Annotated in this window: 29 protein-coding genes; 15 read left to right on the forward strand and 14 right to left on the reverse strand. The window is 72.8% G+C overall.

The features are described 5' to 3' along the window. Nucleotides 1-222: 222 nt before the first annotated feature. A complete protein-coding gene (locus ANAE109_RS14150) occupies nt 223-1,578 on the forward strand; it encodes a cytochrome-c peroxidase (RefSeq protein WP_012097562.1) in 1,356 nt (451 codons plus the stop codon). 22 nt (nt 1,579-1,600) lie between these two features. Here ANAE109_RS14150 and ANAE109_RS14155 read toward each other — a convergent pair whose 3' ends face one another. Together ANAE109_RS14155 and ANAE109_RS14160 are read right to left on the reverse strand one after the other, a co-directional pair. Then, entirely contained in the window at nt 1,601-2,815 is a 1,215-nt protein-coding gene (locus ANAE109_RS14155; protein ID WP_012097563.1) for a DUF1015 domain-containing protein, read from the reverse strand. 61 nt (nt 2,816-2,876) lie between these two features. Then, a complete protein-coding gene (locus ANAE109_RS14160) occupies nt 2,877-3,098 on the reverse strand; it encodes a hypothetical protein (protein WP_041448356.1) in 222 nt (73 codons plus the stop codon). A gap of 328 nt (nt 3,099-3,426) precedes the next feature. Between ANAE109_RS14160 and ANAE109_RS14165 the strand changes: the two genes are divergently transcribed. From ANAE109_RS14165 to ANAE109_RS14180, 4 genes are all read left to right on the forward strand, one after another. After that, nucleotides 3,427-4,791 (forward strand): CxxxxCH/CxxCH domain-containing protein, encoded by a 1,365-nt coding sequence (locus ANAE109_RS14165; protein ID WP_012097564.1) that lies wholly within the window; start codon nt 3,427-3,429, stop codon nt 4,789-4,791. A 205-nt stretch (nt 4,792-4,996) separates the two neighbouring features. Then, on the forward strand, nt 4,997-6,007 hold the full coding sequence (locus tag ANAE109_RS14170; protein WP_012097565.1) for a CxxxxCH/CxxCH domain-containing protein: 1,011 nt from the start codon (nt 4,997-4,999) through the stop codon (nt 6,005-6,007). A gap of 112 nt (nt 6,008-6,119) precedes the next feature. Continuing rightward, on the forward strand, nt 6,120-7,001 hold the full coding sequence (locus ANAE109_RS14175; RefSeq protein ID WP_012097566.1) for a glucose 1-dehydrogenase: 882 nt from the start codon (nt 6,120-6,122) through the stop codon (nt 6,999-7,001). 91 nt (nt 7,002-7,092) lie between these two features. Continuing rightward, a complete protein-coding gene (locus ANAE109_RS14180) occupies nt 7,093-8,271 on the forward strand; it encodes an acyltransferase (RefSeq protein WP_012097567.1) in 1,179 nt (392 codons plus the stop codon). On the opposite strand, the gene ANAE109_RS14185 is transcribed toward ANAE109_RS14180, so the two are convergent. Next, a complete protein-coding gene (locus ANAE109_RS14185) occupies nt 8,268-8,516 on the reverse strand; it encodes a DUF6132 family protein (protein WP_041448357.1) in 249 nt (82 codons plus the stop codon). The genes ANAE109_RS14180 and ANAE109_RS14185 overlap by 4 nt on opposite strands. A gap of 109 nt (nt 8,517-8,625) precedes the next feature. Here ANAE109_RS14185 and ANAE109_RS14190 point away from each other — a divergent pair, with 109 nt between their 5' ends. The 3 genes from ANAE109_RS14190 (at nt 8,626) to ANAE109_RS14200 (ending at nt 12,326) form a co-directional block, all read left to right on the forward strand. Continuing rightward, the gene (locus ANAE109_RS14190; RefSeq protein WP_049768590.1) at nt 8,626-9,720 is read left to right on the forward strand and encodes a cytochrome-c peroxidase; all 1,095 of its coding nucleotides are present in this window, start codon (nt 8,626-8,628) and stop codon (nt 9,718-9,720) included. A 237-nt stretch (nt 9,721-9,957) separates the two neighbouring features. Then, the gene (locus ANAE109_RS14195; RefSeq protein ID WP_011985640.1) at nt 9,958-11,253 is read left to right on the forward strand and encodes an ISAs1-like element ISAnsp9 family transposase; all 1,296 of its coding nucleotides are present in this window, start codon (nt 9,958-9,960) and stop codon (nt 11,251-11,253) included. Between the two features lie 230 nt (nt 11,254-11,483). Next, nucleotides 11,484-12,326, forward strand: coding sequence for a 3'-5' exonuclease (locus ANAE109_RS14200; protein ID WP_049768591.1), 843 nt, complete (start codon nt 11,484-11,486; stop codon nt 12,324-12,326). A 66-nt stretch (nt 12,327-12,392) separates the two neighbouring features. Here ANAE109_RS14200 and ANAE109_RS26005 read toward each other — a convergent pair whose 3' ends face one another. The 3 genes from ANAE109_RS26005 to ANAE109_RS14210 form a co-directional block, all read right to left on the reverse strand. Beyond that, nucleotides 12,393-12,524 (reverse strand): hypothetical protein, encoded by a 132-nt coding sequence (locus tag ANAE109_RS26005; protein ID WP_012097570.1) that lies wholly within the window; start codon nt 12,522-12,524, stop codon nt 12,393-12,395. Nucleotides 12,525-12,593: 69 nt separating this feature from the next. Further along, nucleotides 12,594-13,697 carry a DNA topoisomerase IV subunit A gene (locus ANAE109_RS14205; RefSeq protein ID WP_012097571.1) on the reverse strand — a complete coding sequence of 368 codons (1,104 nt, stop codon included), beginning with the start codon at nt 13,695-13,697 and terminating at the stop codon, nt 12,594-12,596. Nucleotides 13,698-13,700: 3 nt separating this feature from the next. Continuing rightward, nucleotides 13,701-15,794 (reverse strand): DNA topoisomerase VI subunit B, encoded by a 2,094-nt coding sequence (locus ANAE109_RS14210; RefSeq protein WP_012097572.1) that lies wholly within the window; start codon nt 15,792-15,794, stop codon nt 13,701-13,703. Nucleotides 15,795-15,930: 136 nt separating this feature from the next. Between ANAE109_RS14210 and ANAE109_RS14215 the strand changes: the two genes are divergently transcribed. After that, the gene (locus ANAE109_RS14215; RefSeq protein WP_012097573.1) at nt 15,931-16,860 is read left to right on the forward strand and encodes a zinc metalloprotease HtpX; all 930 of its coding nucleotides are present in this window, start codon (nt 15,931-15,933) and stop codon (nt 16,858-16,860) included. Between the two features lie 149 nt (nt 16,861-17,009). Here ANAE109_RS14215 and ANAE109_RS24635 read toward each other — a convergent pair whose 3' ends face one another. From ANAE109_RS24635 to ANAE109_RS14230, 3 genes are read right to left on the reverse strand one after another with little or no spacing between them, the layout of a single operon-like run. Further along, nucleotides 17,010-17,483: a hypothetical protein gene (locus ANAE109_RS24635; RefSeq protein WP_012097574.1), complete on the reverse strand. Its 474-nt coding sequence runs from the start codon at nt 17,481-17,483 to the stop codon at nt 17,010-17,012. A 26-nt stretch (nt 17,484-17,509) separates the two neighbouring features. Beyond that, a complete protein-coding gene (locus ANAE109_RS14225; RefSeq protein ID WP_012097575.1) occupies nt 17,510-18,538 on the reverse strand; it encodes a zinc-binding dehydrogenase in 1,029 nt (342 codons plus the stop codon). A gap of 15 nt (nt 18,539-18,553) precedes the next feature. Next, a complete protein-coding gene (locus ANAE109_RS14230) occupies nt 18,554-18,991 on the reverse strand; it encodes a hypothetical protein (protein WP_049768592.1) in 438 nt (145 codons plus the stop codon). Nucleotides 18,992-19,178: 187 nt separating this feature from the next. Here ANAE109_RS14230 and ANAE109_RS14235 point away from each other — a divergent pair, with 187 nt between their 5' ends. Further along, nucleotides 19,179-19,592, forward strand: coding sequence for an NUDIX domain-containing protein (locus ANAE109_RS14235; protein ID WP_041448358.1), 414 nt, complete (start codon nt 19,179-19,181; stop codon nt 19,590-19,592). Nucleotides 19,593-19,760: 168 nt separating this feature from the next. Continuing rightward, the gene (locus ANAE109_RS14240; RefSeq protein WP_012097577.1) at nt 19,761-19,937 is read left to right on the forward strand and encodes an FmdB family zinc ribbon protein; all 177 of its coding nucleotides are present in this window, start codon (nt 19,761-19,763) and stop codon (nt 19,935-19,937) included. Between the two features lie 57 nt (nt 19,938-19,994). On the opposite strand, the gene msrB is transcribed toward ANAE109_RS14240, so the two are convergent. Then, entirely contained in the window at nt 19,995-20,417 is a 423-nt protein-coding gene (msrB, locus tag ANAE109_RS14245; protein ID WP_012097578.1) for a peptide-methionine (R)-S-oxide reductase MsrB, read from the reverse strand. A 142-nt stretch (nt 20,418-20,559) separates the two neighbouring features. Here msrB and ANAE109_RS14250 point away from each other — a divergent pair, with 142 nt between their 5' ends. Both ANAE109_RS14250 and ANAE109_RS14255 read left to right on the forward strand, forming a co-directional pair. Further along, nucleotides 20,560-21,051, forward strand: a complete 492-nt coding sequence (locus tag ANAE109_RS14250; protein ID WP_012097579.1) for a peroxiredoxin — start codon at nt 20,560-20,562, stop codon at nt 21,049-21,051. Further along, entirely contained in the window at nt 21,051-21,269 is a 219-nt protein-coding gene (locus ANAE109_RS14255; protein WP_012097580.1) for a hypothetical protein, read from the forward strand. Before ANAE109_RS14250 ends, ANAE109_RS14255 begins: the two co-directional genes overlap by 1 nt. Here ANAE109_RS14255 and ANAE109_RS14260 read toward each other — a convergent pair whose 3' ends face one another. From ANAE109_RS14260 to queG, 4 genes are all read right to left on the reverse strand, one after another. Beyond that, nucleotides 21,270-22,181, reverse strand: a complete 912-nt coding sequence (locus ANAE109_RS14260) for a folate-binding protein YgfZ (protein WP_041448359.1) — start codon at nt 22,179-22,181, stop codon at nt 21,270-21,272. 94 nt (nt 22,182-22,275) lie between these two features. Continuing rightward, the gene (locus ANAE109_RS14265; protein WP_012097582.1) at nt 22,276-22,701 is read right to left on the reverse strand and encodes a hypothetical protein; all 426 of its coding nucleotides are present in this window, start codon (nt 22,699-22,701) and stop codon (nt 22,276-22,278) included. A gap of 76 nt (nt 22,702-22,777) precedes the next feature. Beyond that, on the reverse strand, nt 22,778-23,638 hold the full coding sequence (locus ANAE109_RS14270; protein ID WP_012097583.1) for a DMT family transporter: 861 nt from the start codon (nt 23,636-23,638) through the stop codon (nt 22,778-22,780). Between the two features lie 41 nt (nt 23,639-23,679). Continuing rightward, nucleotides 23,680-24,723, reverse strand: a complete 1,044-nt coding sequence (gene queG, locus ANAE109_RS14275; protein ID WP_012097584.1) for a tRNA epoxyqueuosine(34) reductase QueG — start codon at nt 24,721-24,723, stop codon at nt 23,680-23,682. Nucleotides 24,724-24,871: 148 nt separating this feature from the next. Between queG and ANAE109_RS14280 the strand changes: the two genes are divergently transcribed. Together ANAE109_RS14280 and ANAE109_RS14285 are read left to right on the forward strand one after the other, a co-directional pair. Further along, the gene (locus tag ANAE109_RS14280; protein ID WP_012097585.1) at nt 24,872-25,720 is read left to right on the forward strand and encodes a site-specific DNA-methyltransferase; all 849 of its coding nucleotides are present in this window, start codon (nt 24,872-24,874) and stop codon (nt 25,718-25,720) included. A 63-nt stretch (nt 25,721-25,783) separates the two neighbouring features. Next, nucleotides 25,784-26,629, forward strand: coding sequence for a CDP-alcohol phosphatidyltransferase family protein (locus tag ANAE109_RS14285; RefSeq protein ID WP_234945149.1), 846 nt, complete (start codon nt 25,784-25,786; stop codon nt 26,627-26,629). Nucleotides 26,630-26,797 lie beyond the last annotated feature (168 nt).

Genomic DNA, 26,797 nt, shown 5'->3' on the forward strand with positions numbered 1-26,797 from the left:
GGCTCGCCGAGCAGGACGAGACGCAACGGCGGCGCAGCGTCATCGGTTCACGGTACGTGACCACCGGCGCCCCGAGCAGCGCGTGGTCTCCCGCGCGATCCGTGGCTACCCGAGCGTACGGCGGTTCGTCCTCCGGGACGGTGGGTGAAGCCGTGGAGAGGGCAGGCCCGCCCTCTCGCGAGACGCCCTCGCTGAACCGCCGCCCTCGAAGGGAGAGGCATCATGGGACTGCCGTGGTTCGCCCTCGTCGCGTTCTTCCTGTTGGCTCCCGCGCTCGCGCGGGCGGACGGGCTCGCTCCGCTCGAGGAGCTCGGCCGGCGGTTGCTCTTCGACGCGGGGCTCTCGACTCCGCCAGGCCAGTCCTGCGCGACCTGCCACGATCCCGCGGTGGGGTGGACGGGGCCCGACTCCGAGCAGAACTACGATACGGCGGTCTACCCGGGCGCCGTAGCCGAGCGCTTCGGGAATCGGAAGCCGCCCTCTGCGGCCTACCTCGGCTTCACGCCGATCCTCCACCGCTGCGGTGGCGGGGACGGGACGTGCGGCGGCGGAATGGGCGGCGGCGGGATGGGCGGTGGCGGTATGGGCGGTGGCGGCATGATGTCGCCGGGCGACGTCGTCGGCGGCCTGTTCTGGGATGGCCGCGCCACCGGCTGGACCCTGGGCGATCCCCTCGCGGAGCAGGCGATGGGGCCGTTCCTGAACCCCCTCGAGCAGAACGCCCCCAACGCGAGGTACGTGTGCCTCCGCGTCCGCGCCGCCGATTACGCGGGCCTCTTCGAGGAGGTCTGGGGAGCCGGCTCGCTCGACTGCGTGAAGGACGTGGACGGCACGTACGAGCGGATCGCCCGCTCCATCGCCGCCTACGAGCGGTCCGCCGAGGTGAACCCCTTCAGCTCGAGGTTCGACCGGTTCTGGGATGCCTCCAGGGGCCGCATGCCCGCCGTCTGGGCCATCAACGGGATGAACTGGACCCGCTTCCGCGGCCGGGGCCTCACCGACCTGGAGCTGCAAGGGCTCGCGGTCTTCAACACCAAGGGGAACTGCTCGGTGTGCCACCCGCTCCGCCCGATGGCCGGCAGCGAGTACCCGCTCTTCACGGACTTCCGCTACCACAACCTCGGGATGCCGAAGAACCCGCGGAACCCGTTCTACGAGCTCCCGCGCGTGTGGAACCCCGACGGCGCCGGCTGGATCGACCTGGGCCTGGGCGGGTTCCTGGAGACCGTCGACGATCCCGAGCTGCGCGCCCTCGCCGCCGAGAGCTACGGCAAGCACAAGACGCCGACCCTGCGCAACCTCGAGAAGCGCCCCTCCCCCGAGTTCGTCAAGGCGTACGGCCACAACGGCTGGTTCAAGAGCGTCGCCGCGGTCGTCCACTTCTACAACCTTCGCGACGCGCTCCCCGGGTGCGACGCGGCGGGCGTGCCCGCGGTGGATTGCTGGCCGGCTCCGGAGGTGGCGGAGAACGTCGACCGCGTCAACCTGGGCAATCTCGGGCTGACGCCACCCGAGGGGATGGCGCTCCTGGCCTTCCTGAAGACGCTGGACGACGAGGAGCCCCTCGCCTCGGAGTGAGGAGGGGCGTCCGGACGCCACCCTAGAACGCGTGCACGAACAGCCCGGAGCGCAGCTTCGGCTCGAACCACGTGCTCTTCGGCGGCATGAGCTTGCCCGCGTCCGAGACCGCGATGAGCTGCTCGATGCGCGTGGGGAAGAGGTGCAGGGCGAGCGACCAGCCCTCCTCCTTCACGCGCCGCTCGAGCTCCTCGTGGCCGCGGATCCCGCCGACGAAGTCGACGTCCCTCGAGGTGCGCGGGTCGGCGATGCCGAAGATGGGCGCGAGGAGCTGGTCCTGGGCGATGGCGCAGTCGAGCGACGCGACCGGGTCGTGCGCCGGGTACGACCCCGGCCGCACCCGGGCGTGATACCAGCTCCCCGCAGCGTAGACGCCGAAGGCGAGCGGGCCGGGCGGGCGCGGGTCGCTCGCCGGCGAGACGTCCATCACCTTGCCGATCTGCGCGAGCAGCTCCCCCGCGGTGCGTCCGCGCGGGTCCCGCACCAGCCGGTTGTAGGCGAGGATCTGCATCTGGTCGTGGGGGAACACGACCGCGAGGAAGGCGCCGTGCTCGCCGGGCTGGCCGGCCCGCTTCGCGTGGACGCGCGAGGCCGCGGCGGAGCGGTGGTGGCCGTCGGCGACGTAGAGCGCGGGGACGGCGGCGAAGAGCGCCTCGAGCCGGGCGCCGATGGCGGCGGGGACGACCCAGAGCTGGTGGGCGACGCCGTCGGGCGTCACGAGGTCGTACTCCGGCGCCGCGCGCTTCACCTCCTCGACGGCGCGGTCGATCTCCGGCGCGGCCCGGTAGGTGAGGAACACCGGCTCGTCGTGCGCGGAGAGCGTGTCGATGTGGCGGACGCGATCGTCCTCCTTGTCGGCGCGCGTCTTCTCGTGCTTCTTGATGGCGTCCCGGTCGTACTCCTCGACCGACGCGCACGCCACGAGCCCCGTCTGGCGGTGCGCGCCCATCCGCTGGGCGTACACGTAGAAGCGCGGCTCGGCCTCCTCGCGCAGCACGCCGCGCCGGACGAGCTCGCGGAGGTTCTCCGCCCCCTTCGCGTACACCGCGTCGGCGTGCTCGTCGGTGCCCTCCGGCAGGTCGATCTCGGGCCGCGAGACGCGGAGGAAGCTGTCGGCGTTCCCCTTCGCGAGCGCGCGCGCCTCGCGCGTCGAGACCACGTCGTACGGAGGCGAGGCGACGTGCGCTGCGAGATCGGCGGGCGGGCGGAGCGCCCGGAACGGCTTCAGGGTGGCCATGCGATCCTCCGGCGGGCCGGTCGTTCTAGCAGAACGCGGCGCTCGTCGCCCGGATCACGCCTCACCCCCACAGCTTGTCGTCGCGGGTCGGCAGCACGCGGCCGCAGATCGCGCAGATCTTCACCCGCGCTCCCGTCGTGGCGTGCCGGCCGTCCGCGTAGCTGTGATCGCACTCGTCGAGCAGCTTCGCCTCCTCCGCGCGGAGCGCGGCGAGCATGCCCTCGTGCTTCGCGATCTCCGCCCGCAGCGCGTCGCGGCGGGCGAGCCGTTCCGTCTGAGTCACGGCGTGCCTCCCGAAGAGTGAAGCTCCAGTGTACGCCAGCCGGCGCGCCGTCGGAAATGCGCCAGGCGGACCGGGCTTCCGGCCGCATCCCTTGCGGCACCCTCCCCGCGTCCAACGCGAACCGCGCAAGCCGTTCGCCCGGGCGCTCGGCCTCCCGGCAGCGCGGGTTCGCCGCGACGCTGCGTACGTGCCTGTCCCGCCTGAGCTACGACATCGGCGCCTCGCGCCCGCGCACAGGGACGTACCCTGGCGGGGCACGCTCGTTGCTACGGGTGAAGGGCCTCGCGCCCGCGAGGTCCCGTCGCGGCCGCCCACGCCGGGAGCTTCGATGGCCGCCACCAGACTTTCGCTCTGCTGCCTCGCGACCGCCGCGCTCGCCGCCGCCGGCTGCGAGGGCACCGCCCGTCCCATCGCGGACCACGGGTTCACCGCGGGAGATGCCTGCACCCTCTGCCACGGCGATGCGGCCCGCCAGGTGGACGCGCCGATCGTCCAGGCCGCTCCGGCGACGGGCGCGCACCTCGCCCATCTGCAGGGCTCGACCTTCCGCGACCCCATCGACTGCGCGGAGTGCCACCCGATCCCCGCCAACGTCTCGCACGCGAACGAGGAGGTGGACTTCCGGTTCGGCGAGCTCGCGAGCGCGCGCGGCGTCACGCCGTCCTACGTCGACGCGAGCGGGACCTGCACGACCGCGTGCCATGGCGCGGCGCCCTCCCCCGCCTGGACGTCGAATCCGGCGCTCGGCTGCACGAGCTGTCACGGCTACCCACCCGCGTCTGCGCCCCACGACGCGACGACGCAGGCGTGCGCCACCTGCCACCCGGGCACGGTCCTCGCGACGGGCGAGCTGAACCGCTCCTCGAAGCTCCACCTCGACGGCAAGGTCGACGCCGGAGCGTTCCACGGCGCCACCTGGGCGAGCCCGGCGGAGCACGGTCGCGCGGCGATGACGGAGCTCCGCGGCGGCTGCGCGGGATGCCACGGAGCGGACCTGGCCGGCGGCAGCTCCGGCGCGTCCTGCACCGGCTGTCACGACGCGGCGGGCCACGCCGGATGGGCCACCGAGTGCACCTTCTGCCACGGAGATCCGGCGAGCGGTCGCGCCTCGCCGCCCGTGGACACGCAGGGGCGGAGCGACGCGTCGAGGGTGTCGGTCGGGACCCACGCCTCGCATCTCGGGACGGCGATCGCGGCTCCGATCGCCTGCGACGCGTGCCACCCGTCGCGCGGCGACGTCCGGACGGACGCGGCGCATCTGGACGGGGACGGCGTCGCGGAGGTCGTCTTCGGAGGCGTGGCCACCACCGGCGGCACGACGCCGGCGTACGCGCGGGCGAGCGCGACGAGCGCCACCTGCGCCTCCACGTATTGCCACGGCCGCTTCTCCGGGGGCGTGAACGGCGGCTCCGGGGCCACGGTGAGCTGGACGAGCACCACCCAGGTGACCTGCACGTCCTGCCACGGGAACCCGCCGGGCTCCGGAGAGCACTCGAAGCACGTGTCGGGCGTGGGGATGGCGTGCGCGAACTGCCACGACGCGGCTTTCCCGTCACTGCACGTGAATGGCGCGAAGGACGTCCGGCTCGGCGGCACCCTTCGCGGCAGCTCCGTGACGGGCGCCTGGTCGCCGGTCTCCCGCTCGTGCTCGGGGCTCAACCAGACGGCCTGCCACGGCACGAAGTCCTGGTAGCGGTCCGCCTGACCGTGAACGAGCCGTGGAGCCCGGGTGGGTCGCCGCGCACCGGTCCCGCGCGTCCGCGACGCGCGCCAGATCGGTGCTTCGGCGTATACTCTTGAGCGCGGTCAACGAGGATCCGCCGCACCGAGTGCATCCTCCGGCATCTCGCCGGGCCCGCTCTCGGGCTCGCGTCCCGCTCTCCCGAGGTCCGACCGACATGCCCAACCAGCGATTCGCCCTGCTCGCCCTCGCCGCGGGCGCGATCACGCTCGCCGCGTGCGACGAGGCTCGCACGATCGACGCGCCCGAAACCTCGAGCGCCGCTTCGTGCAGCATCTGTCACGGCTTCCCTCCGCCGGCGCCGCACCCGCAGTCCCAGAGCTGCTCCACCTGCCACCCGGCGACGGTCGATGCCGAGAACCGGATCATCCCGGGCGGCCCGCACGCGAACGGCGTGATCGACGTTACCTTCGGACACCCTGACGGCTACGTCGCGAGCCACAGCGGCGACGCCATCGCCGACATCCAGAGCTGCGCGGTGTGCCACGGTTCGGGCTACGACGGGGGCATCGCCCAGGTCTCCTGCAACGCCTGTCACCAGGCGGCGCTCCAGATCCAGAGCTGGCAGTCCAACTGCACGTTCTGCCACGGGACCCGCGACCCCGCGTTCACGTTCGACGACCTCGCGAAGGCGGCGCCGCCGCAGGGCGTGCGCCAGGGCACCGCGACCACGGATCCGCAGGTCGGCGCGCACCAGAAGCACCTCGGGAACGGGAGCGTCCTGTCGAACGGCTTCCAGTGCCAGACCTGCCACCCGCTGAACGGCGGCCTCGCCCACCTCGACGGGAACGTTCCGGTGGAGTTCGGCGCCCTCCCGCTCGCTTCGGCCGAGGGCGTGACGCCGACGTTCACGAAGGCGACGCAGACCTGCGCGGTGTACTGCCACGGCTCGACGCTCGAGGGCGGGACGGCGCCGCAGCCTGTCTGGACGGCTTCCCTGGCCTGCAACTCGTGCCACGGCCTCCCGCCCGACTCTGGACCCGAGGCGCTCCCCACCGCGCACCGGTTGCACGCCGTGGACTTCGGGGTCGGTTGCGGCGCGTGCCACGCGGGCTACGACGCGGCGTCCGTCAACAAGGCCACGCACGTGAACGGCACCCGTGAGGTCGTCTTCGCCGGCGTGACCATCAACGGCTGGGACTGCGGGACCTGCCACGCGCTCCGGTAGGCGGGAGCACTGCGCGCGGTGATCGAGGGCCGGGGGTGCACCCCGGCCCTCTTCTTTTCGACCCACCTGTGGCGAAGTCTCCCCGTGCACAGCTTCGCGATGGGGGAACGCCATGGCGAAGCGCGAGGACCCGCGGAAAGCGGGTGACAAGCCGCCGTATCCGAAGCAGCAGCAGGCGACGCCCGGCTCCGAGGCCGAGATGCGGCCGCGCCCGGACTTCGGCGAGGAGAGCTACCGCGGGCACGGCCGGCTGAAGGACCGGGTGGCGATCGTGACGGGCGGCGACAGCGGGATCGGCCGCGCCGTGTCCCTCGCGTTCGCGCGCGAGGGCGCGCACGTGGTCGTCTCCTACCTGGACGAGCACGAGGACGCGGCCGAGACGAGGCGCGTCGTCGAGGCCGCCGGGCGCACCTGCCTCACCATCCCCGGCGACATCGGCGACGAGGCGCACTGCGAGCGGATCGTGAAGGAGACCCTCGAGCGGCTGGGGCGGCTCGACGTCCTCGTGAACAACGCGGCGTTCCAGGGCCGCGCCGTCGAGCGCTTCGAGGACCTGGACGCGGCGCGCGTGGAGCGCACGTTCCGCACGAACGTCCTCGCGATGTTCCACCTCGTGCGCGCCGCCCTCCCGCACCTGAACCCGGGCTCGGTGGTCATCAACTCGACGTCCATCCAGGCGTACCACCCCAACCCGCAGATCCCGGACTACGCCACCACGAAGGGCGCGATCCGAACCTTCACCCAGGGGCTCGCGAAGGAGCTCACCGCCCGCGGCGTCCGCGTGAACGCCGTGGCGCCCGGGCCGATCTGGACCCCGCTCATCCCGCAGTCCTTCGACGAGGAGAAGACCTCGAGGCACGGGGAGAGCGCGCCGCTCTCGCGGGCGGGCCAGCCGGCGGAGGTCGCGGCCGTCTTCGTCTTCCTCGCCTCGGACGAGTCGAGCTACGTGAGCGGCGAGGTGGTGGGCGTCACCGGCGGCTCGCCCCTCGCGTGAGGGTCGTCGCCGGCAGACAGGGTCGGGCGCTCCGCTCGGGACCCCCCGCGCGGCCCTGCCCCGCCCGCCCGGCCGGTCCCAAGTTTCGCCCGTGCAGGCCTCGCGGCGCGATCGTCTCGCCTCCCTCACCGGGCTCCGCTTCGCGGCCGCGCTCGGCATCCTGCTCTACCATCACGGCGGCCCGCTCGTGGCGGGGCTCCCGGCATGGGTGGAGCGGGTCCGCACGGGCGGCCACGTCTGGGTCGGGCTCTTCTACGTGCTCTCCGGGTTCGTGCTGGCCTGGGCGAACCCGCTGCCGATGGGGCCCTCGGAGCGGCGGACGTTCTACGTCGCGCGCTTCGCGCGCCTCTATCCGGCGTATCTCCTCGCCTTCGTGCTCATCGCCCCGTTCGCCCTCGAGCGCTGGGAGGGCGGTGGCTCCGTCGCGCTCTCTAAGGCGGCGATCGTCGCGACCGCGTGCCTGCTGCTCGTGCAGGCCTGGGCGACGCCCCTCGCGCGGCTGTGGAACCCCCCGGGCTGGTCGACGTCGGTGGTCGCCGCGTTCTACGCCGCGTTCCCGTTCCTGGCGGCGCGGCTCGCGCGCCTCTCCCGGCGCGGGCTCGCGCTCGCGGCGCTGGGAGCGTGGGCGTCGAGCCTCTCGCTGCCGCTCCTCTACCTGGCGCTGCGCCCCGACGGGGAGGTCCCGCCCGGCGCGCTCACCTGGGAGGAGCCTTTCTGGCTGGAGTCGCTGAAGTTCCACCCCGTCGCCCGCGCCGGCGAGTTCGCCTTCGGCGTCGCCCTCGGCCTGCTGCATCACCGCGGGCTCGCGCTCGGCCGCGCGGGGGGCGCCGCCGCCGTGGCGGCGCTCGGCGCGCTGGGGGTGCTCCTCGCGTGGGGGGGCGCGCCGTACGTGCTCCTGCACAACGGGCTCTCCGTGCCGCTGTTCGCGATCGCGCTCCTCGGCCTCGCGTCCGGCCACGGCGGGACCGCCCGGCTCCTCTCGACGCCCGCGGCCCGGGCGCTCGGGGACGCGAGCTTCGCGCTCTACGCGCTGCAGGAGCCGCTCTGGCTCTGGGCGCGCCGGCTCCTCGCCGAGGATCCCCTGGGCGCGCCGGGCGCCGCGTTCGTGGCGGGCTGGGCGCTGTTCGCGATCGCCTTCTCCGTGCTCGTGTCGCGCACGCTCGAGCGCCCCGCGCGGCGCGCCCTCCGGGCGCTCCTCGGCGGTGAGCGGGCGCGCGAGCCGTCGGTCCGGTCGTCGGCCGAGGCGATCGCGCCCGCCGAGCGGCGCTAGCCCGGACCCGCCCCGTCCGCGCCCGCCTCGCGCCCGCGGTCCCGCTGCTCGCGGCGCGGCCCGGGAAGCCCCACCACCCCGCCCGCGAAGCCGAAGAACAGCGCCGCCGTCCCGACGTTCGAGGTGAGCGGGCACGTCCCCGTGTTGCAGCCGATGAAGAAGGCATACGCGGCCCCGGCGGCCGCCCCCAGCCCGGCCCCGGCCGCGGTCCGCCAGTGCCTGGCGGCGAAGGTTCGAGCGTTCATCGGTCGTTGGAGCCTCCGGCGCGGCTGGAGATTCACCCTGCTCGTCCTGGGGCTGCGACCGCCGTTCCGCTTGACCGGGCGCCCGCGCCAGCCTTCTCTAGCCGCGCCCATGGACCGTGTCCCCGTCCTCGCGCTCCTCGCCCTGGCGCTCGCGGCCTGCCGCTCCGCGGAGGTGCGTCCCGCGTCCGGCCCGGCCTCGCCGCCCGCCTGGGAGGCGGAGAACCCCGTCCGCCCACTCCCGGCCGCTCCGCTCGGCAGCCCGGCCGACTTCTCGAGCGTGCCCTGGGTCACCCCGGAGAAGGTCCGGCTCGGCCGCTGGCTCTTCTACGATGCCCGGCTCAGCGCCGACGGGACGATCTCCTGCGCCACCTGCCATCGCCCCGAGCACGCCTTCTCCGAGCCGACCGCCGTCTCGACCGGCATCGGCGGCCGCCAGGGCCGCCGGAAGTCGCCGCCCATCCTGAACGCCGCGTGGCCGGTGTACCCCCGGTACTTCTGGGACGGACGCGCCTCGAGCCTCGCGGAGCAGGCCAGGGGTCCGCTCGAGAACGAGGTCGAGATGGGCAACACGCTCGAGCACGTGGTGCTCACCGTCTCGCGCGTCGCCGGCTACGCCCCGTACTTCCGCGAGGCGTTCGGCGACCCCGGCGTCGACATCGCGCGGGTGAGCGAGGCGATCGCCGCCTACGAGGCGACCCGGCTGTCGGGGAACTCCCGGTACGATCGCTTCGCCGCGGGCGACGAGTCGGCGCTCGGCCCGGACGAGCGGCGCGGGATGGAGCTGTTCTTCGGGCGGGCGCAGTGCGCGCAGTGCCACCTCGGCCCCAGCCTCTCCGACGCGCAGTTCCACAACCTCGGCGTCGGCTGGCGGCCGCCAGACCCCTACGTGGAAGCGCCCATCGCGGGCTTCGCGGACAAGGGCCGCTACGAGGTGACCGGCGACCAGAAGGACGTGGGCGCGTTCAAGACGCCGACCCTGCGCGACTGCTCGAAGCACGCGCCGTACATGCACGACGGCTCCATGGCGACGCTCGAGGAGGCGGTGCTGCACTACTGGCGAGGCGGGTTCCCGAACCCGTGGCTCTCCGAGCGGATGACGCCGGTCCCGATGTCGCGCGGCGACCTGGAGGCGCTCGTCGCCTTCCTGCGCGCGCTCGACGGCGAGGGGTACGCCGACGTCGCCCCGCGATCTTTCCCGCAGTAACGCCGCAGACCTGATTGGTGACCAGTCGGGCGGCCGCCGGCGTCCCTGAGCAGCGCCGCAGGGTTGAGGTCCAAGCCGATCCACGACCCGGCGTGCGCAAGTTCGCACGCTGATCTCACCGAGGGTACGAAGAAAGAGCGGCGGGTGATCCTAGCCGATCACCCGCCGCGAACGGCCTGTCGCTGGGTAGGAGCCCGGCGTGAGCCAACGACCCCGAGATCTTACGGGAGGAGATCGGTGAGGGAAAGACGAGTTCGCCGGGTGGCCGGGCTGCTGCGTGCCCGCCTCCCGGAGCTGGACCTTGAGGCGGTGCCCGACGTCCGCGCCAGGGAGGGACGCTGGTCGCTGGCGGAGATCCTCACGGGGGTCCTTCTCGGCATCGTGGCCGGGGCGCGGAGCTTGGCCGAGGCCGAGGAGCTGACCGACGGGATGAGCCCCGCGGCACGCCGGCTCGCCAGCGTGCCACGACGGCTTCCGGACACCACGGCGCGCGACGCGCTCTGCGCCGTGCCGCTCGACGGGCTTCGCGCGGCGCTGCACCGGCTCGTGCGGGCCGCGTGGCGCCGCAAAGCGCTCACGCCGGTGGACCTGCCGGTCGGGGTGGTCGCGCTCGACGGCAAGGTCACGGCGTTGCCGACGCTGAACCATCCGCTCATCCAGAACCAGCACCCCGACGTCGGGCTGCCCTACGGCCTCGCCCGCACGGTCACCTGCGCGCTCGTCTCGGCGCCGGGGCGGCCGTGCATCGACGCGGTCCCGATCCCGGCGGAGACGAACGAGGCGGGTCACTTCCAGCACGTCCTCGCGGGCCTCGTTGAGACCTACGGCGCGTTGTTCCAGGTGGTGACCTACGACGCGGGCGCGCTGTCCGAAGCCAACGGCGCTGCGGTAGTCGCGGCGGGCAAGGACTACGTGTTCGCCCTAAAGAACGATCACTTCACGATGGTGAAGCTCGCGACCGAGCTGCTCGACCCGCACGAGATCGCGGCGCGGCGCGAGGACGTCCTCGACAACGCGACGACGGCAACGCGCGAGATCCAGATCCTCGCCGTGGACCCGAGCCACGGATACGGCGCGGGCAAAGGGCCCGAGGAGTCGGTCTGGTCGCATGCGAGGACCTTCCTGCGCGTGACCTCGACGGTGCGCCGCTCCGGCGTCGTGATCGAGCGTGACAGTCGGCTCTTCGTGTCGAGCCGAGCGGCCGACCAGCTCACGCCGGACCAGTGGCTCCAGGTCGTTCGCGCGCACTGGGGTGTCGAGAACAACAACCACCACACGCTCGACACCGCCTTCGCCGAGGACGAGCGGCCGTGGATCGCCGCCGACGCGAACGGCATGCTGGCGGTGCTCCTGCTCCGCCGCATCGCGTACACGCTGCTCGCGCTCTTCCGGGCGGTGACGCTCCGCTCGGACGACCACCGCGCGATGCGCTGGCTCGCCCTGCTGCGCTGGGTGCGCGACGCGCTCATCGTCCTCTCCGCGGAGCACGTCGAGAACCTGCGTCTTCGCTCGCTCGCCGTCGCCACACGCTGACATCGCCGGGCTCCTACCCGCGGCGAGCGAACATCGAAGGGACCTGAGGGCGGGCGGCGGGCGCGTCGGCGCCGGCCGGCTGCGGCCGCTGCTTGCCTCGACGTCCAGGCCGACCGCCGGCCCGGCACCCCGGAACGAGAGCCTAACCCTGGGATCGGCGTGACCGATCAGGTCTGAGTAACGCCGCCGCGGCGGTCGGCGTGTCAGACCGCCTTGCGAGACTGCGGCTCGTGCGACGCTTCGTCACGCTCGATCTCGAGACCGTCCCCGACGAGGCGCTCGTCCGCGCGGTGGACGGTGAGCCCACCCGCCCGTACCCGGAGCAGCTCCGCCGCGTCCTCGCCGACCGGCGCGCCCGGACCGGCGGCAAGAGCGACTTCCTGCCCCTGCCCTACCACCGCCCGGTGGCGGGCTGTCTCCTCGAGGCGGTGGAGGACGGCGGGATCGTCCGGGTGGCGGACGTGTCGGCCTGGACCGATCGGCGCGGCGACGAGGCGTCGTTCCTCGCGCAAACCTGGGAGCGGGTCGCCGGAGCCGCGCTCGTGACCTTCCACGGGAAGGGCTTCGACCTCCCCGTGCTCGAGCTGCGCTCGCTGAAGCACTCCGTCCCGACGCCCGCCTGGTTCTCCGCCGGCCGGCGGCCGGGCGCGAACGATCACTTCGACCTGAAGGAGCTGCTCTCGGCGCACGGCTCCGGCGGCGCCGCGCCGCTGGATCTCTACGCGAAGCTCGTCGGCCTCCCCGGCAAGGAGGACGTCGCGGGCGAGGACGTGCAGGCGCTCTACGCAACCGGCGCGCTCGACCGCATCGCCGCGTACTGCATGACGGACGTGGTGCAGACGTTCCTGCTGTTCCTGCGCTACCGGCTGCTCGAGGGCTCGCTCTCGCCCGACGGCTACGCTGAGAGCGCCGCCCTCGCGCGGGCGGCGCTGCCGTCGCTGTTCCGGCGCCGCTTGCCGCTGGGCGAGCACGCGGCGCTCGACGGCTTCCTCGAGCGCTGCGCGCCGTTCTTCGGTGAACGGGCCCTGACGTTCCGCCCGCCCTTCGACAGGCTCACGGCGAGCGGGGCCTGACCCTTCGACAGGCTCGGGGCGACCCTTCGACAGGCTCAGGGTGAGCGGGGGTGACGTCCGCGCGGGCTACTTGGGCGCGCGCTTCGCCTTGCGCTTGCGCTTCACGGACAGGGCGCGCTTGCGGGTGGCGGTGGTGCGCTTGAGCTTCGAGCGGTTCGCGACCTTGCGCTTCGAGCGGTTCCCCTTCTGTGCGGGCATGCGTCCCTCCTGGATGCGTGTGAGCGCGGGAGTGTCGCCGCGGGGGCGTGCGGCGTCAACTCCGCTGGCCTACTCGAGCCAGTCCCGATCGCGCAGCTTCCTCGGCAGGTACTCCTCGGTGATGAAGCTGATGCCGCGCCGGGACAGCGCCTCGAGCTCGTACTTCTGCCCGGAGTGGACCATCTCCTCGATCTCGCGCTGCCACTTGGGCCGCTGGAACCAGGGGTAGGCGAGCATCTGCTTCGCCCGCGCGTTGTCCTGGTCGTTCATCTTGATGGCGACGTTGTCGGGGAGCTTGTACGTCGCCTTGTCGAACGAAGAGAGGCCGATGAAGCGCGCGTCCGGCACCGCCATGCGCATGGACTCGTAGGCCAGGTTGATCGAGCCCTGCTTCATGACCGAGTAGATGTAGAAGCCCCACGGATCGTTGTCGACGAGGACGTACACCGGCAGCTTCAGCTCGGTGTGCAGCCGCTGCACGAGCCGGCGCACGCCGCGCGGCGGCTGCCCCTGCCCCGTGACGATGACGCACTTCTCGCGCTGCCAGAACTTGTCCTCGTTGAAGCGCCGCCAGACCGCGTCCTTCTCGATGAGCAGGACGTACTTGGCCTCGGTCTTCGTGAACTGGACGACGTGCTCCTCCACGATGGAGGGCACCGACCAGCCGCCCGACCCCATGCGGCGCAGGTCGATGGTGTCGCCCGAGTCGCGGATGGTCATGGGGCCGACCATCGAGCCGCGGCCGGTGGCGAAGAGGTGCAGCTCCTCGCGGAGCGAGTCGATGGCGACCTCGAGGTCCTCGATGATCGGATCGGACTCCTCCTGCTCCTCGAAGGTGTTCTGCTTCGTCTCCCCGAGGGTGTGCTTCGTCATGTAGTACAGGTCGCGGATGCTCGTCGTCTTGCCGGAGTCGATGAGCTCCTTGCAGGCCTCCGAGACGAGGAAGGTCTGCATGAACTTCTTCGCCATCGAGACGTTGAAGAAGTAGCGCTTCTGCTTCTGCGAGCCGAGCTCGATGAGGCGCCGCCGCTCGTTGAACTTCACGTTGGCGAGCGAGCGGATCGGGATCTCGACGAAGGGGTTCTTGCCCCCCTTCACGCTCCGCACGACCGAGTCGGCGAGCTTCTCGATCTTCTGGACGGTCTTCTTGTCGATGGCGTCGAGGCGCGGCATGGCTTACTCCTGCTCCTCCTGCTCCGCCCGCCGCGGGCGCTTCGCGATCTTCTTCGACGCCTCCTCGAGGGCGGCGTCCTGCTCGGCCAGCTCCTGCTCGGTGACGCGGTCGGCGAGGCGGAGGAACTCGCGCTTGATGGGCTCCGGGCTCTTCCTGGTGATCCGGCCGATCGCGTGCGCGACCTCCTGGATGTAGAGCTCGAAGATGCTGCGGCGCTGCGCCTGGTAGTCCGCGTGCTGCTTCTTGCGGATGTGCGCGGCGAGCTTGCGGCCGCACTCCTGGGCCGCGAGCTGGATCTCCCGGATGATCTCGGGGTAGTGCGCGACCGCCTCCTTCGCCTCGCTCGTGAACGGCACCCACACCGAGGCGATGTGGACGAGGAGCGCCATCGGGCCGACCGGCAGCGCGCCCTTGGGCTGCGAGAGGAGGTAGTTCCGCCAGTCCGTCTTGGCGATGGCGTCCGTCATGCCGCAGGCGCCGCGCTGGAAGAGGAGCGGCACGCGGTTCGCGAAGCGGAAGAGCTCGATGGTCTTGTCGGCCGGCCAGGAGCCGCCGTAGGCGAGCCCGACCTCCACCTGGAAGGGATTGCCGCGATAGACCTTGGGCGGGCGGGTGACCGTCGCGATGAAGTAGTTGTGCCCCTTGATCTTCTCGACGCCCTCCTCGGGCGGCGCGTCGGGCACCTCGGGCGCGGCGGCCTTGGCCTGCTTCTCCTTCCGGGAGGTCTTCTTCTTCGCCGCGTGGTCGAGATCGAGCTGCTCGTCCGTCTCCGGCCCCTCGGTCTCGATGACGTTCAGGAAGGAGATGAGCCCGCGCTTCATGAGCTCGTCGCCGATGGGCGACAGGCAGTTCGTCGGCGGGTTCATGATCTTCGTCGCGCCGATCGCCTTGTGCAGCTTGTCCGCCACCGCGCGGTCCGCGGCCACGTCGCGGGGGCGCACCCGGCCCTTGAAGCCGGCGCGCTTCACGATCTCGTCGGCCACCTGTCCGGACACGCGCGAGAAGGCGGTCTGGAGGAAGCCCTTCACGTCGTGCGCCTTCGAGTCCGACGCCATCAGCATGAGCGCGCCGAGCTCCACGCCGTGCGGGTGCGGCTTGATCTCGCTGGCCTCCTTGGGCAGCTCCTCGGTCGCGCGCGGGAAGGAGATGCGCTCCTGGCGCGGCCGGACGTAGTGCACCGTCGCGTGCGGGTTCGAGAGCGCGGTGTGCTCGACGTAGCGGTTCACGAACCGCTGCCCGGTCTGCCAGTTCGCGACGATCTCGAGCTCGACCCGGGTGCCGTGCTCCAGGTGCCACTCGTCGAGCTGGCGGTCCTCGGTGACGACCGGGTTGTTCTTCCGCGTGTCGATCTGGATCTCGAAGTAGTGCGCCGGCTTCCCCTTGCCGGTGCGCGACGTGACGCGGATGGGCTGGCCCGTCGTCAGCTGGCCGTACATCGCCGCCGCGCTGATGCCGATGCCCTGCTGGCCGCGCGACTGCTTCAGCCGGTGGAACTTCGAGCCGTAGAGGAGCTTCCCGAAGATCTTCGGCGCCTGCGCCTTCACGATCCCGGGGCCGTTGTCCTCGATGACGACGACGAAGCGGCCCTCACCCTTGGTGAGCTCCCCCTCCCCCTTCGGCCCGAGGGCGAGGTCGCGGACCTCGATGGTCACCTCGGGGAGGATGCCGGCCTCCTCGCAGGCGTCGAGCGAGTTGTCGACGGCCTCCTTGATGGTGGTGAGGAGGGCCTTCGAGGGGTTGTCGAACCCGAGGAGGTGGCGGTTCTTGGTGAAGAACTCCGAGATCGAGATCTCGCGCTGCTTCGCCGCCATCTGCTCGGCGGTGGCGCGGCGCCGCGGCCGCGCGGCGGCGGGAGCCTCCGCCTCGGCCAGCTCCGCGACGGGGTCGGGCGCGATCGCCGGCAGCTCCGGCTCCAGCTCTGGCGCCGCGGCTCGCCGCGACCTGCGCGCCGCGGGAGCGGGCGCTGCCTTCGCCGCCCTCCCGGCGCTGCGCCGGGGGGGCGCCGGCTCGAGCTGGACGAGCTCGAGCTGCGCCTTCTCGGCCTTCGCCGCGGGCTTCCCCTTCCCCTTCGCCGCCGTCGCCTTCCGAGATGCCATTGCCGGGCTAACCTCGCGATATCGCCTGGGGCGGCTTTAGCACGGCGCGCCCACGCGCGCGAGAAAGCATCGGCGTGGCGGGCTCCTGACCGATCGCTCCGTTGACGGCGCCGCCCGGGTGGTTACGTACGAGGTCATGGCCTGGAACGAAGCGACGACGCCTCGCGGGATGCCGCGCGCCAGCGGCGGGTTCGGACGCAACTACGTCAAGACCGCCATGCTGATGGCCTTCCTCATCGCGATCCTCGCGATCGGCGGCCAGATGGTCGGCGGCACCGGCGGGATGCTCCTCTTCGGCGCCATCGGCCTCGTGTTCAACCTCCTGTCGTACTGGTTCTCGGACCGGATCGCGCTCATGGCGCATCGCGCCCAGCCGGTCACGCGCGAGCAGCTCCCCGACGTCTACGAGATCGTCGAGCGGCTCACGCGCAAGGCGGGCATCCCGATGCCCCGCGTGTTCGTCATCCCCTCCGCGACCCCCAACGCCTTCGCGACCGGCCGCAACCCGAGCCACTCCGCGGTGGCGGTGACGCAGGGCATCCTCGGGATCCTCGACAAGCGGCAGCTCGAGGGGGTCCTCGCGCACGAGCTCGCGCACGTGCGGAACCGCGACGTGCTCATCGCCACGATCGCCGCCGCGGTCGCGGGGCTCATCGCCTCGCTCGGCCACATGATCCAGTGGGGCGCCATCTTCGGCGGCTTCGGCGGCCGCTCCGACGACGAGCGCGGCAACGTCTTCGCGGCGCTCGCCTGGGCGCTGCTCGCGCCCATCATCGCCCTGATCGTGCAGCTCGCGGTGTCTCGCTCGCGCGAGTTCGGCGCGGACGCGTCGGGCGCGGAGCTGACCGGCGACCCCGACGCCCTGGCGGAGGCGCTCCTCGCGCTCGAGCGCGGCAACGAGGTCCGGCCCTACGCCTACGGCGGCCCGGCCACGGCGCACCTGTTCATCGTGAACCCGTTCCGCGGCGCGGGCGGGAAGATGCTCCAGCTCTTCTCGACGCACCCGCCCATCGAGGCGCGCGTGGAGCGGCTGAGGCAGATGCGCCGCGGCGTCCGCTACGGGTAGCGCGGCGCACGATCTCGGGCCTGCGACGGGGGTGCTCGCTCCTTCCGGCTGCGGCGTACGAAAGCAGTACGCCTCGCCGGGCGTCGCTGCGCTTCCCCGTCTCGGCTCCGATTTCGTGCGCCTCGTGAACGCCTGCGCTCCGACGCGCGCTACAGACCGCTCGAGAACGTCGAGGCGAAAGCGCAGCTCGACGGACCCGACGCGACCGTGAGCGTGCCCATCGAGCGCAGCTGGTCGGTCTGCGCGTCGTACACGAGGAGGTCGTAGGTGCCAGGCTGCGAAGGGGCGCGGACGGCGCACTCCAGCGGCGCGCTCTGGCACAGCGGCGTCGGCGTCGAACAGCTCGACACGTCCTCGCACGCCTCCACGGTGGGATCGAGCTGGATGTATTGGCTCGCGAGCGCCGCGGAGTCGTCCACGTCGCACTGCGCGCCGGTCTGGTTGCAGGTGGGGCACAGCCGGACGCCGACGTTCACGGTCGCGCCGGGAGCCACCGTGCAGCTCTCCACCGCGTCCACCTTCGCGACGGTCTCCGTGGGACAGCCCGAGGTGACCTCGCCGCAGCCGGAGAGTCCGAGCGCGGCGGCACAGGCGGGGATGGCGATCATGCGGCGGAGCTTCATTCCCGTTTCCTCCTCGCCCGGGCCGCTCACGGCTCGAGCACGATCTTCCCGAACTGCGCACGCTCGCCGAGGAGCGCCTGTCCCTTGACGGCGTCGGCGAGCGGCAGCGTCCGGTCCACCACGGGCCGGAGCTTCCCCTCGCCCACGAAGCGCAGCACCTGCACCAGCTCGGCGGCAGTGCCCATCGTCGACCCCAGGATGGAGAGCTGCCGGAAGAACACGTGGCGGAGGTCCGTGAGCGGGTCGTACCCGGTCGTCGCCCCCACCGTGACGATCCTGCCCCCGATCCCGGCGGAGAGGATCGACTTTTCCCAAGTCTTCTTCCCGACGTGCTCGAAGACCACCTCCACCCCCCGCTTGTCGGTGAGCCGCCTCACCTCCTGGACGAAGTCCTGGGTCTCGTAATTCACGACCTCGTCGGCCCCGAGCGCCTTCGCCCGGCGGAGCTTCTCGTCGGACCCTGCCGTGGCGATGACGCGCGCGCCGAGGAGCTTCGCGATCTGCACGGCCGCGACGCCCACGCCGGAGCCGGCGGCGTGCACGAGCACCGTCTCACCCAGCCGTAGCCGGGCGCGCGCGACGAGCGCGTGCCAGGCGGTCATGAACGTGAGGGGGACCGCGGCGGCCTCGACGAACGAGAGGTTCGCGGGCTTGGGCAGGACGTTCCGGGCGGGGACCGCGAGCCTCTCCGCCATCCCGCCGGAGACGTGCTCGCCCAGGATGGCGTAGCGGCGGCAGAGGTTCTCGTCGCCGGAGAGGCACCGCTCGCATCGGCCGCAGCCGAGGCTCGGGTTCACCACCACCGCGTCCCCGACCTTCACGCCCTCCACGCCAGCGCCGATCGCCTCCACCGCTCCGGCGACGTCCGACCCGAGCACGTGCGGGAAGGCGAGCTTCAGGCCCGGCCAGCCCTTCCGCACCCAGATGTCGAGGTGGTTGAGGGCAGCCGCCTTCACCGCGACGACCACCTCTCCCGGCCTCGGGGTGGGGTCGGGCAGCTCGACGAGGCTCACGACCTCCGGGCCGCCGTGCTCGCGGATCGCGATCGCCTTCATGTCTCCTCCGGGGACTCAGGGAGTGGGCTGGCCGCGCAGGAATCGGCTCGCGCAGATCTTCGCATCGAGCGCGCTGGGATTGTCGCCCCACGCGGGGTCCTGACGCATCACCCGCATCTCGCACACCAGCCAGCAGCCGCTGACCTCGCACAGCCCCGGGTCCACCGGGTACCAGTAGAAGAAGACCTGGCACTGCGGATTCTCCTGGCTGGACGGCGCACAGGTGTCGTTGCCGCCCATCGGCGCGAGCTGAGCGATGCACACCGGACCCCCGACGATCGGGAGGTCTCCGCTCCGAGGGAACTTCTGCTGCGCGTCGCGGAGCGTGGCTCCCTCGGCGACGAGCGCCCGGCACTCCGCGGCGACGCGGTCGAACTCCTCCTCCTCGCGGCTCTTCCCGCACGCCGCGGAGACGAGGAGCAGCGCGAGCGCGAGCGGCCGGCGAGCGAGCACGCGTCCACGATGGCATCCACCGCTCACGGTCGCCACGCGCTTGTGGGGCGCACGGCTACCCGCCACGGACCCGTCGTCACGGGCGGCCGCGCCGCCGGGCGTGGCTCCGCCGGACGGCGGGGGAGCGAGGCCCGGGGACCCCGCCGGGGCGCGCCACGCGTCCCTCACAGCGCGCTACCATTCGCGCGTGCTCGTCCGCGTCGACGTCGTCCCGATCGTCCTCGAGATGCGCCGCGTGATCGTCGCCGAGATCATCGGCGGCTATCACGGACAGGCCCAGCTCGGCCGCTGGTGGCTCCCCTCCGGCGTGCTCGAGGAGGGCGAGCAGCCCGGCGAAGCGGCGCGCCGCATCGTGAGGACGCAGCTCGGCCTCGAGCTCGAGGGCGTCGTCGTGGTCGGCGTGCGGGCCGCGCCGGTCGGCGACGAGCGTCACCTCGCGCTCGTCCTCGCCGGCGCCGTCACGGGCGGCGAGCCCGCCCTCGGCCCATCCGTCTCCGGGTTCGCCGCCAGGACGCTCGCCGAGCTGCCGGACCAGGTGGGGTTCTGGCATCGGGACGACGTCGCGGTGCTCGTCGCGCGCTACGAGAAGCTGCGGGGCTGACCGGGCGGCGGGACGACCCTTCTCAGCCTGCCCTCCTGCCCGGCGCGCGTCGGGCCACCGCGCACCGGGAAGCCTGTCCACCCGACCACGCTCCTCGAGCGGGGCACTCCATGCGTCCGATGGCGCCGCCCGACCCTAGGCGGATCATCGCGCGAGGAGGGTCGGGAGATGCCCGTCTACGAGTTCTTCTGCCGCCGCTGCCAGAAGCCGTTCACCGAGGTGATGCACGTCTCGGAGCACGACGCAGGCGTCGCGGAGTGCCCCGGGTGCCACCGCAAGGACGAGGTGGAGAAGCGGATGTCCACGTTCACCGCCGTGACGAGCCGGAAGTCCGCCGGGCTGTAGCGCGCTCCGCGGCTCGTCACCCCGAGTCATGGCGCGTCCGCGAGGCCCCTCCGCCGCTCAGCGCTCGACGAGCCGGATCGGCTCGCCCTCGGCCACGTGCCGCATGGCCGCGGAGTTCATGCAGTAGCGCCGCCCGGTGGGCGGCGGGCCGTCGGGGAAGACATGGCCGAGGTGCCCGTCGCAGCGGGCGCAGCGCACCTCGGTGCGCCGCATCCCGTACGAGCCATCCTCGATCTCGACGACCGCGTCGGCCGCCACGGGCTCGGTGAAGGACGGCCAGCCGGTCCCCGACTCGAACTTCCGGCCGGCGGGGAAGAGGGGATTGCCGCAGCCGGCGCACACGTAGGTACCCGGGTCCTTCGTGCCGAGGAAGCAGCCCGTGTACGGGCGCTCCGTGCCGTGGCGCCGGAGCACCTGGTACTCCTCGGGGGAGAGCCGCCTCTTCCACTCCTCGTCGCTCAGGATCAGCTTGCCGGCCATGCGGTCGGACCTCCGCGATCGCGGCTCGCCTCCGGGAGGAGGCAGCGCCGCCCGGTCATAACGGCGCACCCATCCGCTCGCCCCGGCGAGCGCGTTGCCCGCCCGGCCGGGGACCGCTAGGAAGTCCGTCGGAGAGACCCCGATGAAGATCCCGATCCTCGCGATGCTGCTCGGCTCCGCCGCCCTGAAGGTCGGCGACAAGGCCCCCGACTTCACGCTGCCCGACACCGAGGGCGAGCCGGTCAACCTCTCGAAGCTGCTCGAGAAGGGCCCGGTGATCCTCGCCTTCTACCCGAAGGCGTTCACCCCCGGTTGCACGAAGCAGAACGCGAACTTCCGCGACCGCTACGCCGACGTCACCGCCAAGGGCGCCCAGGTGATAGGCATCTCGACCGACGACGTCGAGACGCAGCGGCGGTTCAAGGCGGAGATGAAGCTCCCCTACCCGCTCCTGTCGGACGCGGGCGGCAAGGTCGCGAAGCAGTACGCCGGGACGATGGCGGTGGTGGGGGTCGCGAACCGGGCCAACTTCGTCATCGCCCAGGACGGGACGGTGAAGGAGATCGTCGAGGGCGGCGACGCGACCGATCCGGCCGCCGCCATCGCGGCGTGCCCGCTGAGGAAGGGATCGTGATGAAGCTCGTCGACGCGCTCGTCGCGGGGGCCCGGCGACGCCTCCTCGGCATCTCTCCGGAGGAGATCCGCTACACCTTCGAGGACGTCCGCGCCGAGATCCGCGCCGTCCGCGCGGAGCTGAAGCAGGAGCTGGAGGCCGTCCGCAAGGACATCGACTCGCTGCCTTCGCGCCAGGACCGGCCCGCCGGCCCCGAGATCCCGGTGGCGGAGGCGTGATCAGAGGTCGGGCTCCTCCACGATCACCCGCCGGACCGTGGCGGGCTGGCCTCCGGCGTCCACGACCGCGCCGGGCTTCCAGTGAGCGCGCCGCAGGTAGCCGAGACCGAGGCGTCCCTCGGGCGTGTCGGCGGCGCTCGTCACCACGCCGACCTCCTGCCCCCCCGCCGTGAGCTTCGTGCCGGGACCCGCCCCGCCGGGCAGCGCGAGCTGCACCAGGCCGCGCTGGAGGTGGCCGCGGGCGGTGGCGCGCAGCACGACCTCCTGGCCGATGTAGCAGCCCTTCGAGAACGAGATCGCCGCGCGCGTGAGCCCGGCCTCCATGGGCAGGCGCGAGGCGTCCATGTCCGCGCCGAAGCGGGGCACGGCCGCGAGGATCCGCAGCGCCTCGAGCTCGCCTTCGTCGAGCGCGACGGCCCCCTCGGCGAGGAGCTCGGCGCGGAGCGCCTCCGCCTCGTGCGGGGGGAGGAGCACGTCGGCGCCCGGCGCCCCGCGCCGCTCGTGGGCGATCCGCGGCGCCTCCGGGACGCGTCCCGTCAGCCGCCGCGCCGCCTCCGGTCCGAGCACCGGCACGACGCGCAGCGCCTCGGAGAGGTCCTCGAACACGACCTCGTCCATGATGACCAGCCGCTCGAGGTGGACCTGCGCGTCGGGCTGCGCGCGCGGGTCGAGATCGAGCAGGATCCCGTCCTCGCGGGCGAGGACGTGTCCCTCGGCGACGAGGTGGCCCTTCGCGCTGAGGAACGTCGCGTACGCGGACTCGCCCGGCCGGAGCCGGGCGAGGTCCTGCGTGGACATGCGGTGCAGGTAGTCCTGCGCGTCCTTGCCGGTGGCGCGCAGGACCGCGCGCGGCTGGACCGGCCCGACCGCGCAGGCCTCCCGGGCGGCGCGGAGCTTCTCGGCGAGCGTCATCACGGCGGAACGAATAGCGTCCCGCGAGACGGCGCTCAAGCCCGAGCCGCCTCCGCCGGCGTCCCGGTCCCCGAGGTCCCCACGAGCGGGTGCCTCAGCGCGCCGCCAGCGCCACGGGCCGGAGCTCGCCGACGCGCGCGATCACCTGCCCGGTCGCGTCGCTCGCCTCGAAGCGGACCGGGACCCGGACGCGGCGCGCGACCGGGACGCCCGCGAGATCCGTGGCGGGCGTCCATACGCAGCGCGAGAGCGCCCCCCGGAACTGGGTGTCGAGGCCGCGCCCGACGTGCGCGTCGGAGGCGACTCCCCAGATCTCGCCGTCGGCCGAGACCGTGAACTCCAGGGACGTCGTGTCCGGCAGGTGCCCGAGCATCGCGCGCGGGATCCGCATCGACTCCGCGAGGCAGCCGGGCCGCCGCTCCGCGGGACGGGACAGCGTGACCTGCGGCTCCTCGGCCGCGGCGAGTCCGGCCGCGAGCAGGACCCCCGCGATGGCGAGCTTGGTGAACGGGAGCGTCATGGCTTCGTCCTCCTGATGGACGGGGGCGCGAAGCGCGACGATGTGACGCGGGCGCGCGGGTTCCCCCGCGGGGACCTCAGCCGCGCTCGGTGAGGAGCACGCCCGCGAGCACCATCGCGCCGCCCGCGAGGAACGGTCCGGTGAGCCGCTCGCCGTACGCCGCCCAGGCGAGGAGCGCGGTGAGCACCGGCTGCAGGTTCGACCAGATCGCGACCCGGCTCGCCTGGGCCCGCGACAGCGCCCAGTAGTACAGCAGGTACGCCACGACGCTCGTCAGCACGACGAGGTAGCCGAGGCTCGCCCAGCCGAGCGGCGTGAGGCGCGTGAAGCGGTCCAGGTCGGAGAGCGCGAGCCCGATCGGCAGGTAGAGCAGCGTCCCCATCACCACCGCCGCGGCGGTCGCGACGACGGCGCCGTGGCGCTCGGCGTAGACCTTGCCTCCGACCGCGAAGATCGCCCAGGCGATGACGGCGAGCAGGATGAGCAGGTCGCCGGCGAGCATCCGCGACGAGCCGCCCAGCGAGACCGCCCCGCGGGCGCCGAGCACGACGAGGACGCCGGCGAAGGCGACCGTGATGCCGCCCACCTTGAGCGCCGTCGCGCGCTCACCGAGCCGCAGGCGCGCGATGAGGAACACGAAGATGGGCGTGAGCGCGTACAGGAGCGCGGCGTGGCCGGGCGTGGAGAGGGCGAGCCCGGCGAGGAAGAAGCCCTGGTTGAGCGGCACCGCCACGAAGCCGAGCACGGCGAGGCCGAGCAGATCCTTGCGAGGGATCCGCGCGCGCCTGCGCCAGAGGATCGCGCCGAACACGAGCCCCGCGAGCGTGAAGCGCGCGAGCGCGACCTCCCACGGCGGCAGCTCGTCGAGCAAGCGCTTCGCCGCGAGGTAGGTCCCGGCCGAGATGGCCGAGTGGAGGAGCATCACGAGGTGGACCACGGGCGTCCTGGGCGGTTGCGGGTGCGGACTCTAATCGAGGGCTACGCCGGGCGCATCCCCGCCCGCCGGGCGAGCTCGTCGAGCGCCCAGCGTGCCGCCGCCCGGACGCCCTCGTGCGGGCTCGCGAGGTGGGCGCGCACCGCCTCGAGCCGGCGCGGATCCCCCTCGCGACCCGCCGCGAGGAGCGCGTTCCGCACGAGGCCGTCGTGGCGCGCGCGGGCGAGCGCGGTGCCGTAGAAGCGGCGCCGGTACTCCTCCTCGGTGAGCGCGAGGAGCTCGTCGATGCCGAGCGCCGTCTGCTCGGGCCTCGGCGCGAGGCCGGGGTCGACGGCGGCGTCGGGGTGGCGGTTCCAGGGGCAGACCGTCTGGCACGCGTCGCAGCCGAACACCCAGCGCCCGAGCCGCCCGGCGAGCTCGTCCGGGACGGCGCCGCGGCGCTCGATGGTCCAGAACGAGATGCAGCGGCGCGCGTCCACGAGCCCGGGCGCCGGGATCGCGCCGGTGGGGCACGCCGACAGGCACGCGTCGCAGCTGCCGCAGCGCTCCGGGTGCGGGGCGTCGGGCTCGAGCTCGCGATCGAGGAGCACCGTCGCGAGCAGCACCCAGCTCCCGTAGCGCTCCGTGATGAGGCAGCCGTTCTTGCCCACCCAGCCGAGGCCGGCCCGCTCCGCCCAGGCCTTCTCCATCACCGGCGCGAGGTCGCTCGACGCGAACGTGCGCACCTCCGGGTCGCGCGCCCGCAGCTCGGCGACGAGCCCCTTCAGCTTCCCCCTCATCACCGCGTGGTAGTCGCGGCCTCGCGCGTAGCGGGCGACCTCGCCCGCCCCCGCGGGCGGCTCCGCGCCGGCGCCGTCGTAGCCGAGCGCGAGCGCGACGACGCTCCGGGCGCCGGGCAGGAGCCGCGACGGATCGAGCCGCTCCTCCCGCTGCGTCCGCAGCCAGACCATGTCGGCCTCGGCGCCGGCGGCGAGCATCCGGTCGAGCGGGCCGGGGTCGAGCCGCTCCGCGCGGGCGATGCCGCAGGCCGCGAACCCGCAGCGGCGGGCGGCGTCCTTCACGGAGGCGGCGTCGAGGGGCTGGCTCACGCGGGGTCCTTCTTAATCCAGTATCGCTCCTGGTTCCCCCGAGCCTGCCGGATCTCCGCGAGCCGGAGCGGCGCGCGCGATCGAGCGATCGACCCTGGGTGTGGCCGAAAACTGGCGATATCGATCGGCCGCCCTACGATTCGCCGATATGGCTCGACGCCTCGATCTTCACGCGTGGGATGGGCTGCCGAACACGGCTGAGCAGGGGAAGGGATGGGCGCTCGTGCAGGGGGACTGCATCGAGGCGCTCGAGGCGCTGCCCCCTCACTCGGTGGACGTGGCCTTCGCCGATCCCCCGTACATGCTCTCGAACGGCGGCACCACCTGCCAGAGCGGCCGGCGCACCAGCGTGAACAAGGGGCAGTGGGACGCCTCCCGCGGCGTCGTCGAGGACCACGCGTTCCAGACGCGCTGGCTCACGGCGGTGCGGCGGGTGCTGAAGCCGAGCGGCACGCTGTGGGTGTCGGGCACGCAGCACGTGATCTTCTCGATCGGGTTCGCGATGCAGGAGCTCGGCTATCACCTGCTCAACACGATCACCTGGTACAAGCCGAACGCCTCGCCCAACCTGGCCTGCCGCTTCTTCACGCACTCCACCGAGATCCTCCTCTGGGCGAGCCCGATGAGGACGCGGCCGCTCGGTCACCGCTTCAACTACAAGGCGATGAAGGCGGAGAACGGCGGCAAGCAGATGCGGGATCTCTGGCAGATCCCGGCGCCGGAGGGCGACCAGGTCGTCTGGAGCGTGCCGACGCCCGGCCCGCGAGAGAAGGTCCACGGCCGTCACCCCACCCAGAAGCCGCTCGCGCTGCTCGAGCGCGTCCTCGCCTCGAGCGCGGCGGCCGGCGACCTGGTGCTGGATCCGTTCTCGGGCTCGGGCACCACCGGCGTCGCAGCGGTCAAGGCAGGATGCCGCTTCCTGGGCCTCGAGCGGGACCCGGCCTACGTCGATCTGGCGGCCAGGCGCATGCGCGCCGCCCAGCTCGACCCGGAATGAGGTAGACTCCGCGCCCCTCGCGGTGTCGACCTAGGAACGCTTCCGGTGGATACACTCACACCCGTGACACCTTCTGCGGCAGAGGCGCTCGCTCCACTGCTGGGCCTCGTCGCGTTCCTCCTCTCGACGCTGGTCTACTACTCGATCAAGGCCGCGATCTTCGGGCGCAAGCGCGAGGCCTACATCGAGAATCGCCAGCGGTCGATCCTCGCCAAGCTGTTCCAGGAATGGTGGATCTGGCTCTGGACGCCGGTCGAGCGGTTCTGCCTGCGGCTGAGGCTCTCCCCCGACGCCATCACGACCGCGGCGACCTTCGTCGTGGCGGTCTCGGCCGTGCTCATCGCCTCCGGCCACTTCTCCAGCGGCGGCTGGGTGTTCCTGGCGGGCTCGAGCTTCGACTTCATCGACGGACGCGTGGCGCGCGCCACCGGCCGGGTGAGCCGGGCCGGAGCGTTCCTCGACTCGACGCTCGACCGCGTCGGTGAGCTGTTCGTGTTCGGCGGGCTCGCCGTCGCGTACCGGCAGTCGTGGGTGCTCTTCGCCGCGCTCCTCGCGGCGGGGGCTGCGACCCTCGTCTCCTACGCGCGCGCCCGCGGCGAGGCGGTGAACGCCGGCGACACCGTCAAGATCGGGGGCATGCAGCGGCCGGAGCGGATCGTCCTCACCGGCATCCCCTGCGCGCTCTCCCCGATCTCCGACCTCCTGTTCGGCGCGGGCGCGGGCCGCAACGTGGTCGCGGGCGCCCTCACGGTGCTCGCGGTGCTCACCACGCTGACCGCGATCCGCCGGACCTGGTCCATCTACCACGCGCTGCGCCTGCAGGACCCGACGCCCGCCCAGCCCCCCTTCCGCCTCGCCGACGTGTTCGGGCTCGAGAGCGCGCGCAGCAAGAAGAAGGCGGCGCGGTAGGCCCTCCGTCCCTCCGCGCCGGCCGTTCCCGCCCCGCGAGCGGGCAGATCGGCCGCCCGCCACGAGCGCCCATCGTTAAGATCGAGGGGGAGGGGCGCTCCAGCCGGCGCCCCGGACACCATCGAATGCGCTCGACGCCTGACCTTACACCCTTCACCGACCGGCGCG

The sequence above is a fragment of the Anaeromyxobacter sp. Fw109-5 genome (genome assembly GCF_000017505.1).
Taxonomy (GTDB): domain Bacteria; phylum Myxococcota; class Myxococcia; order Myxococcales; family Anaeromyxobacteraceae; genus Anaeromyxobacter.

Coding starts and splice junctions, on each gene's coding strand:
- ANAE109_RS14150 (WP_012097562.1), top strand. CDS start 223: ATGGGACTGCCGTGGTTCGCCCTCGTCGCGTTCTTCCTGTTGGCTCCC.
- ANAE109_RS14155 (WP_012097563.1), bottom strand. CDS start 2,815: ATGGCCACCCTGAAGCCGTTCCGGGCGCTCCGCCCGCCCGCCGATCTC.
- ANAE109_RS14165 (WP_012097564.1), top strand. CDS start 3,427: ATGGCCGCCACCAGACTTTCGCTCTGCTGCCTCGCGACCGCCGCGCTC.
- ANAE109_RS14170 (WP_012097565.1), top strand. CDS start 4,997: ATGCCCAACCAGCGATTCGCCCTGCTCGCCCTCGCCGCGGGCGCGATC.
- ANAE109_RS14175 (WP_012097566.1), top strand. CDS start 6,120: ATGGCGAAGCGCGAGGACCCGCGGAAAGCGGGTGACAAGCCGCCGTAT.
- ANAE109_RS14185 (WP_041448357.1), bottom strand. CDS start 8,516: ATGAACGCTCGAACCTTCGCCGCCAGGCACTGGCGGACCGCGGCCGGG.
- ANAE109_RS14190 (WP_049768590.1), top strand. CDS start 8,626: ATGGACCGTGTCCCCGTCCTCGCGCTCCTCGCCCTGGCGCTCGCGGCC.
- ANAE109_RS26005 (WP_012097570.1), bottom strand. CDS start 12,524: ATGCCCGCACAGAAGGGGAACCGCTCGAAGCGCAAGGTCGCGAACCGC.
- ANAE109_RS14205 (WP_012097571.1), bottom strand. CDS start 13,697: ATGCCGCGCCTCGACGCCATCGACAAGAAGACCGTCCAGAAGATCGAG.
- ANAE109_RS14210 (WP_012097572.1), bottom strand. CDS start 15,794: ATGGCATCTCGGAAGGCGACGGCGGCGAAGGGGAAGGGGAAGCCCGCG.
- ANAE109_RS14215 (WP_012097573.1), top strand. CDS start 15,931: ATGGCCTGGAACGAAGCGACGACGCCTCGCGGGATGCCGCGCGCCAGC.
- ANAE109_RS24635 (WP_012097574.1), bottom strand. CDS start 17,483: ATGAAGCTCCGCCGCATGATCGCCATCCCCGCCTGTGCCGCCGCGCTC.
- ANAE109_RS14225 (WP_012097575.1), bottom strand. CDS start 18,538: ATGAAGGCGATCGCGATCCGCGAGCACGGCGGCCCGGAGGTCGTGAGC.
- ANAE109_RS14240 (WP_012097577.1), top strand. CDS start 19,761: ATGCCCGTCTACGAGTTCTTCTGCCGCCGCTGCCAGAAGCCGTTCACC.
- msrB (WP_012097578.1), bottom strand. CDS start 20,417: ATGGCCGGCAAGCTGATCCTGAGCGACGAGGAGTGGAAGAGGCGGCTC.
- ANAE109_RS14250 (WP_012097579.1), top strand. CDS start 20,560: ATGAAGATCCCGATCCTCGCGATGCTGCTCGGCTCCGCCGCCCTGAAG.
- ANAE109_RS14255 (WP_012097580.1), top strand. CDS start 21,051: ATGAAGCTCGTCGACGCGCTCGTCGCGGGGGCCCGGCGACGCCTCCTC.
- ANAE109_RS14260 (WP_041448359.1), bottom strand. CDS start 22,181: ATGACGCTCGCCGAGAAGCTCCGCGCCGCCCGGGAGGCCTGCGCGGTC.
- ANAE109_RS14265 (WP_012097582.1), bottom strand. CDS start 22,701: ATGACGCTCCCGTTCACCAAGCTCGCCATCGCGGGGGTCCTGCTCGCG.
- ANAE109_RS14280 (WP_012097585.1), top strand. CDS start 24,872: ATGGCTCGACGCCTCGATCTTCACGCGTGGGATGGGCTGCCGAACACG.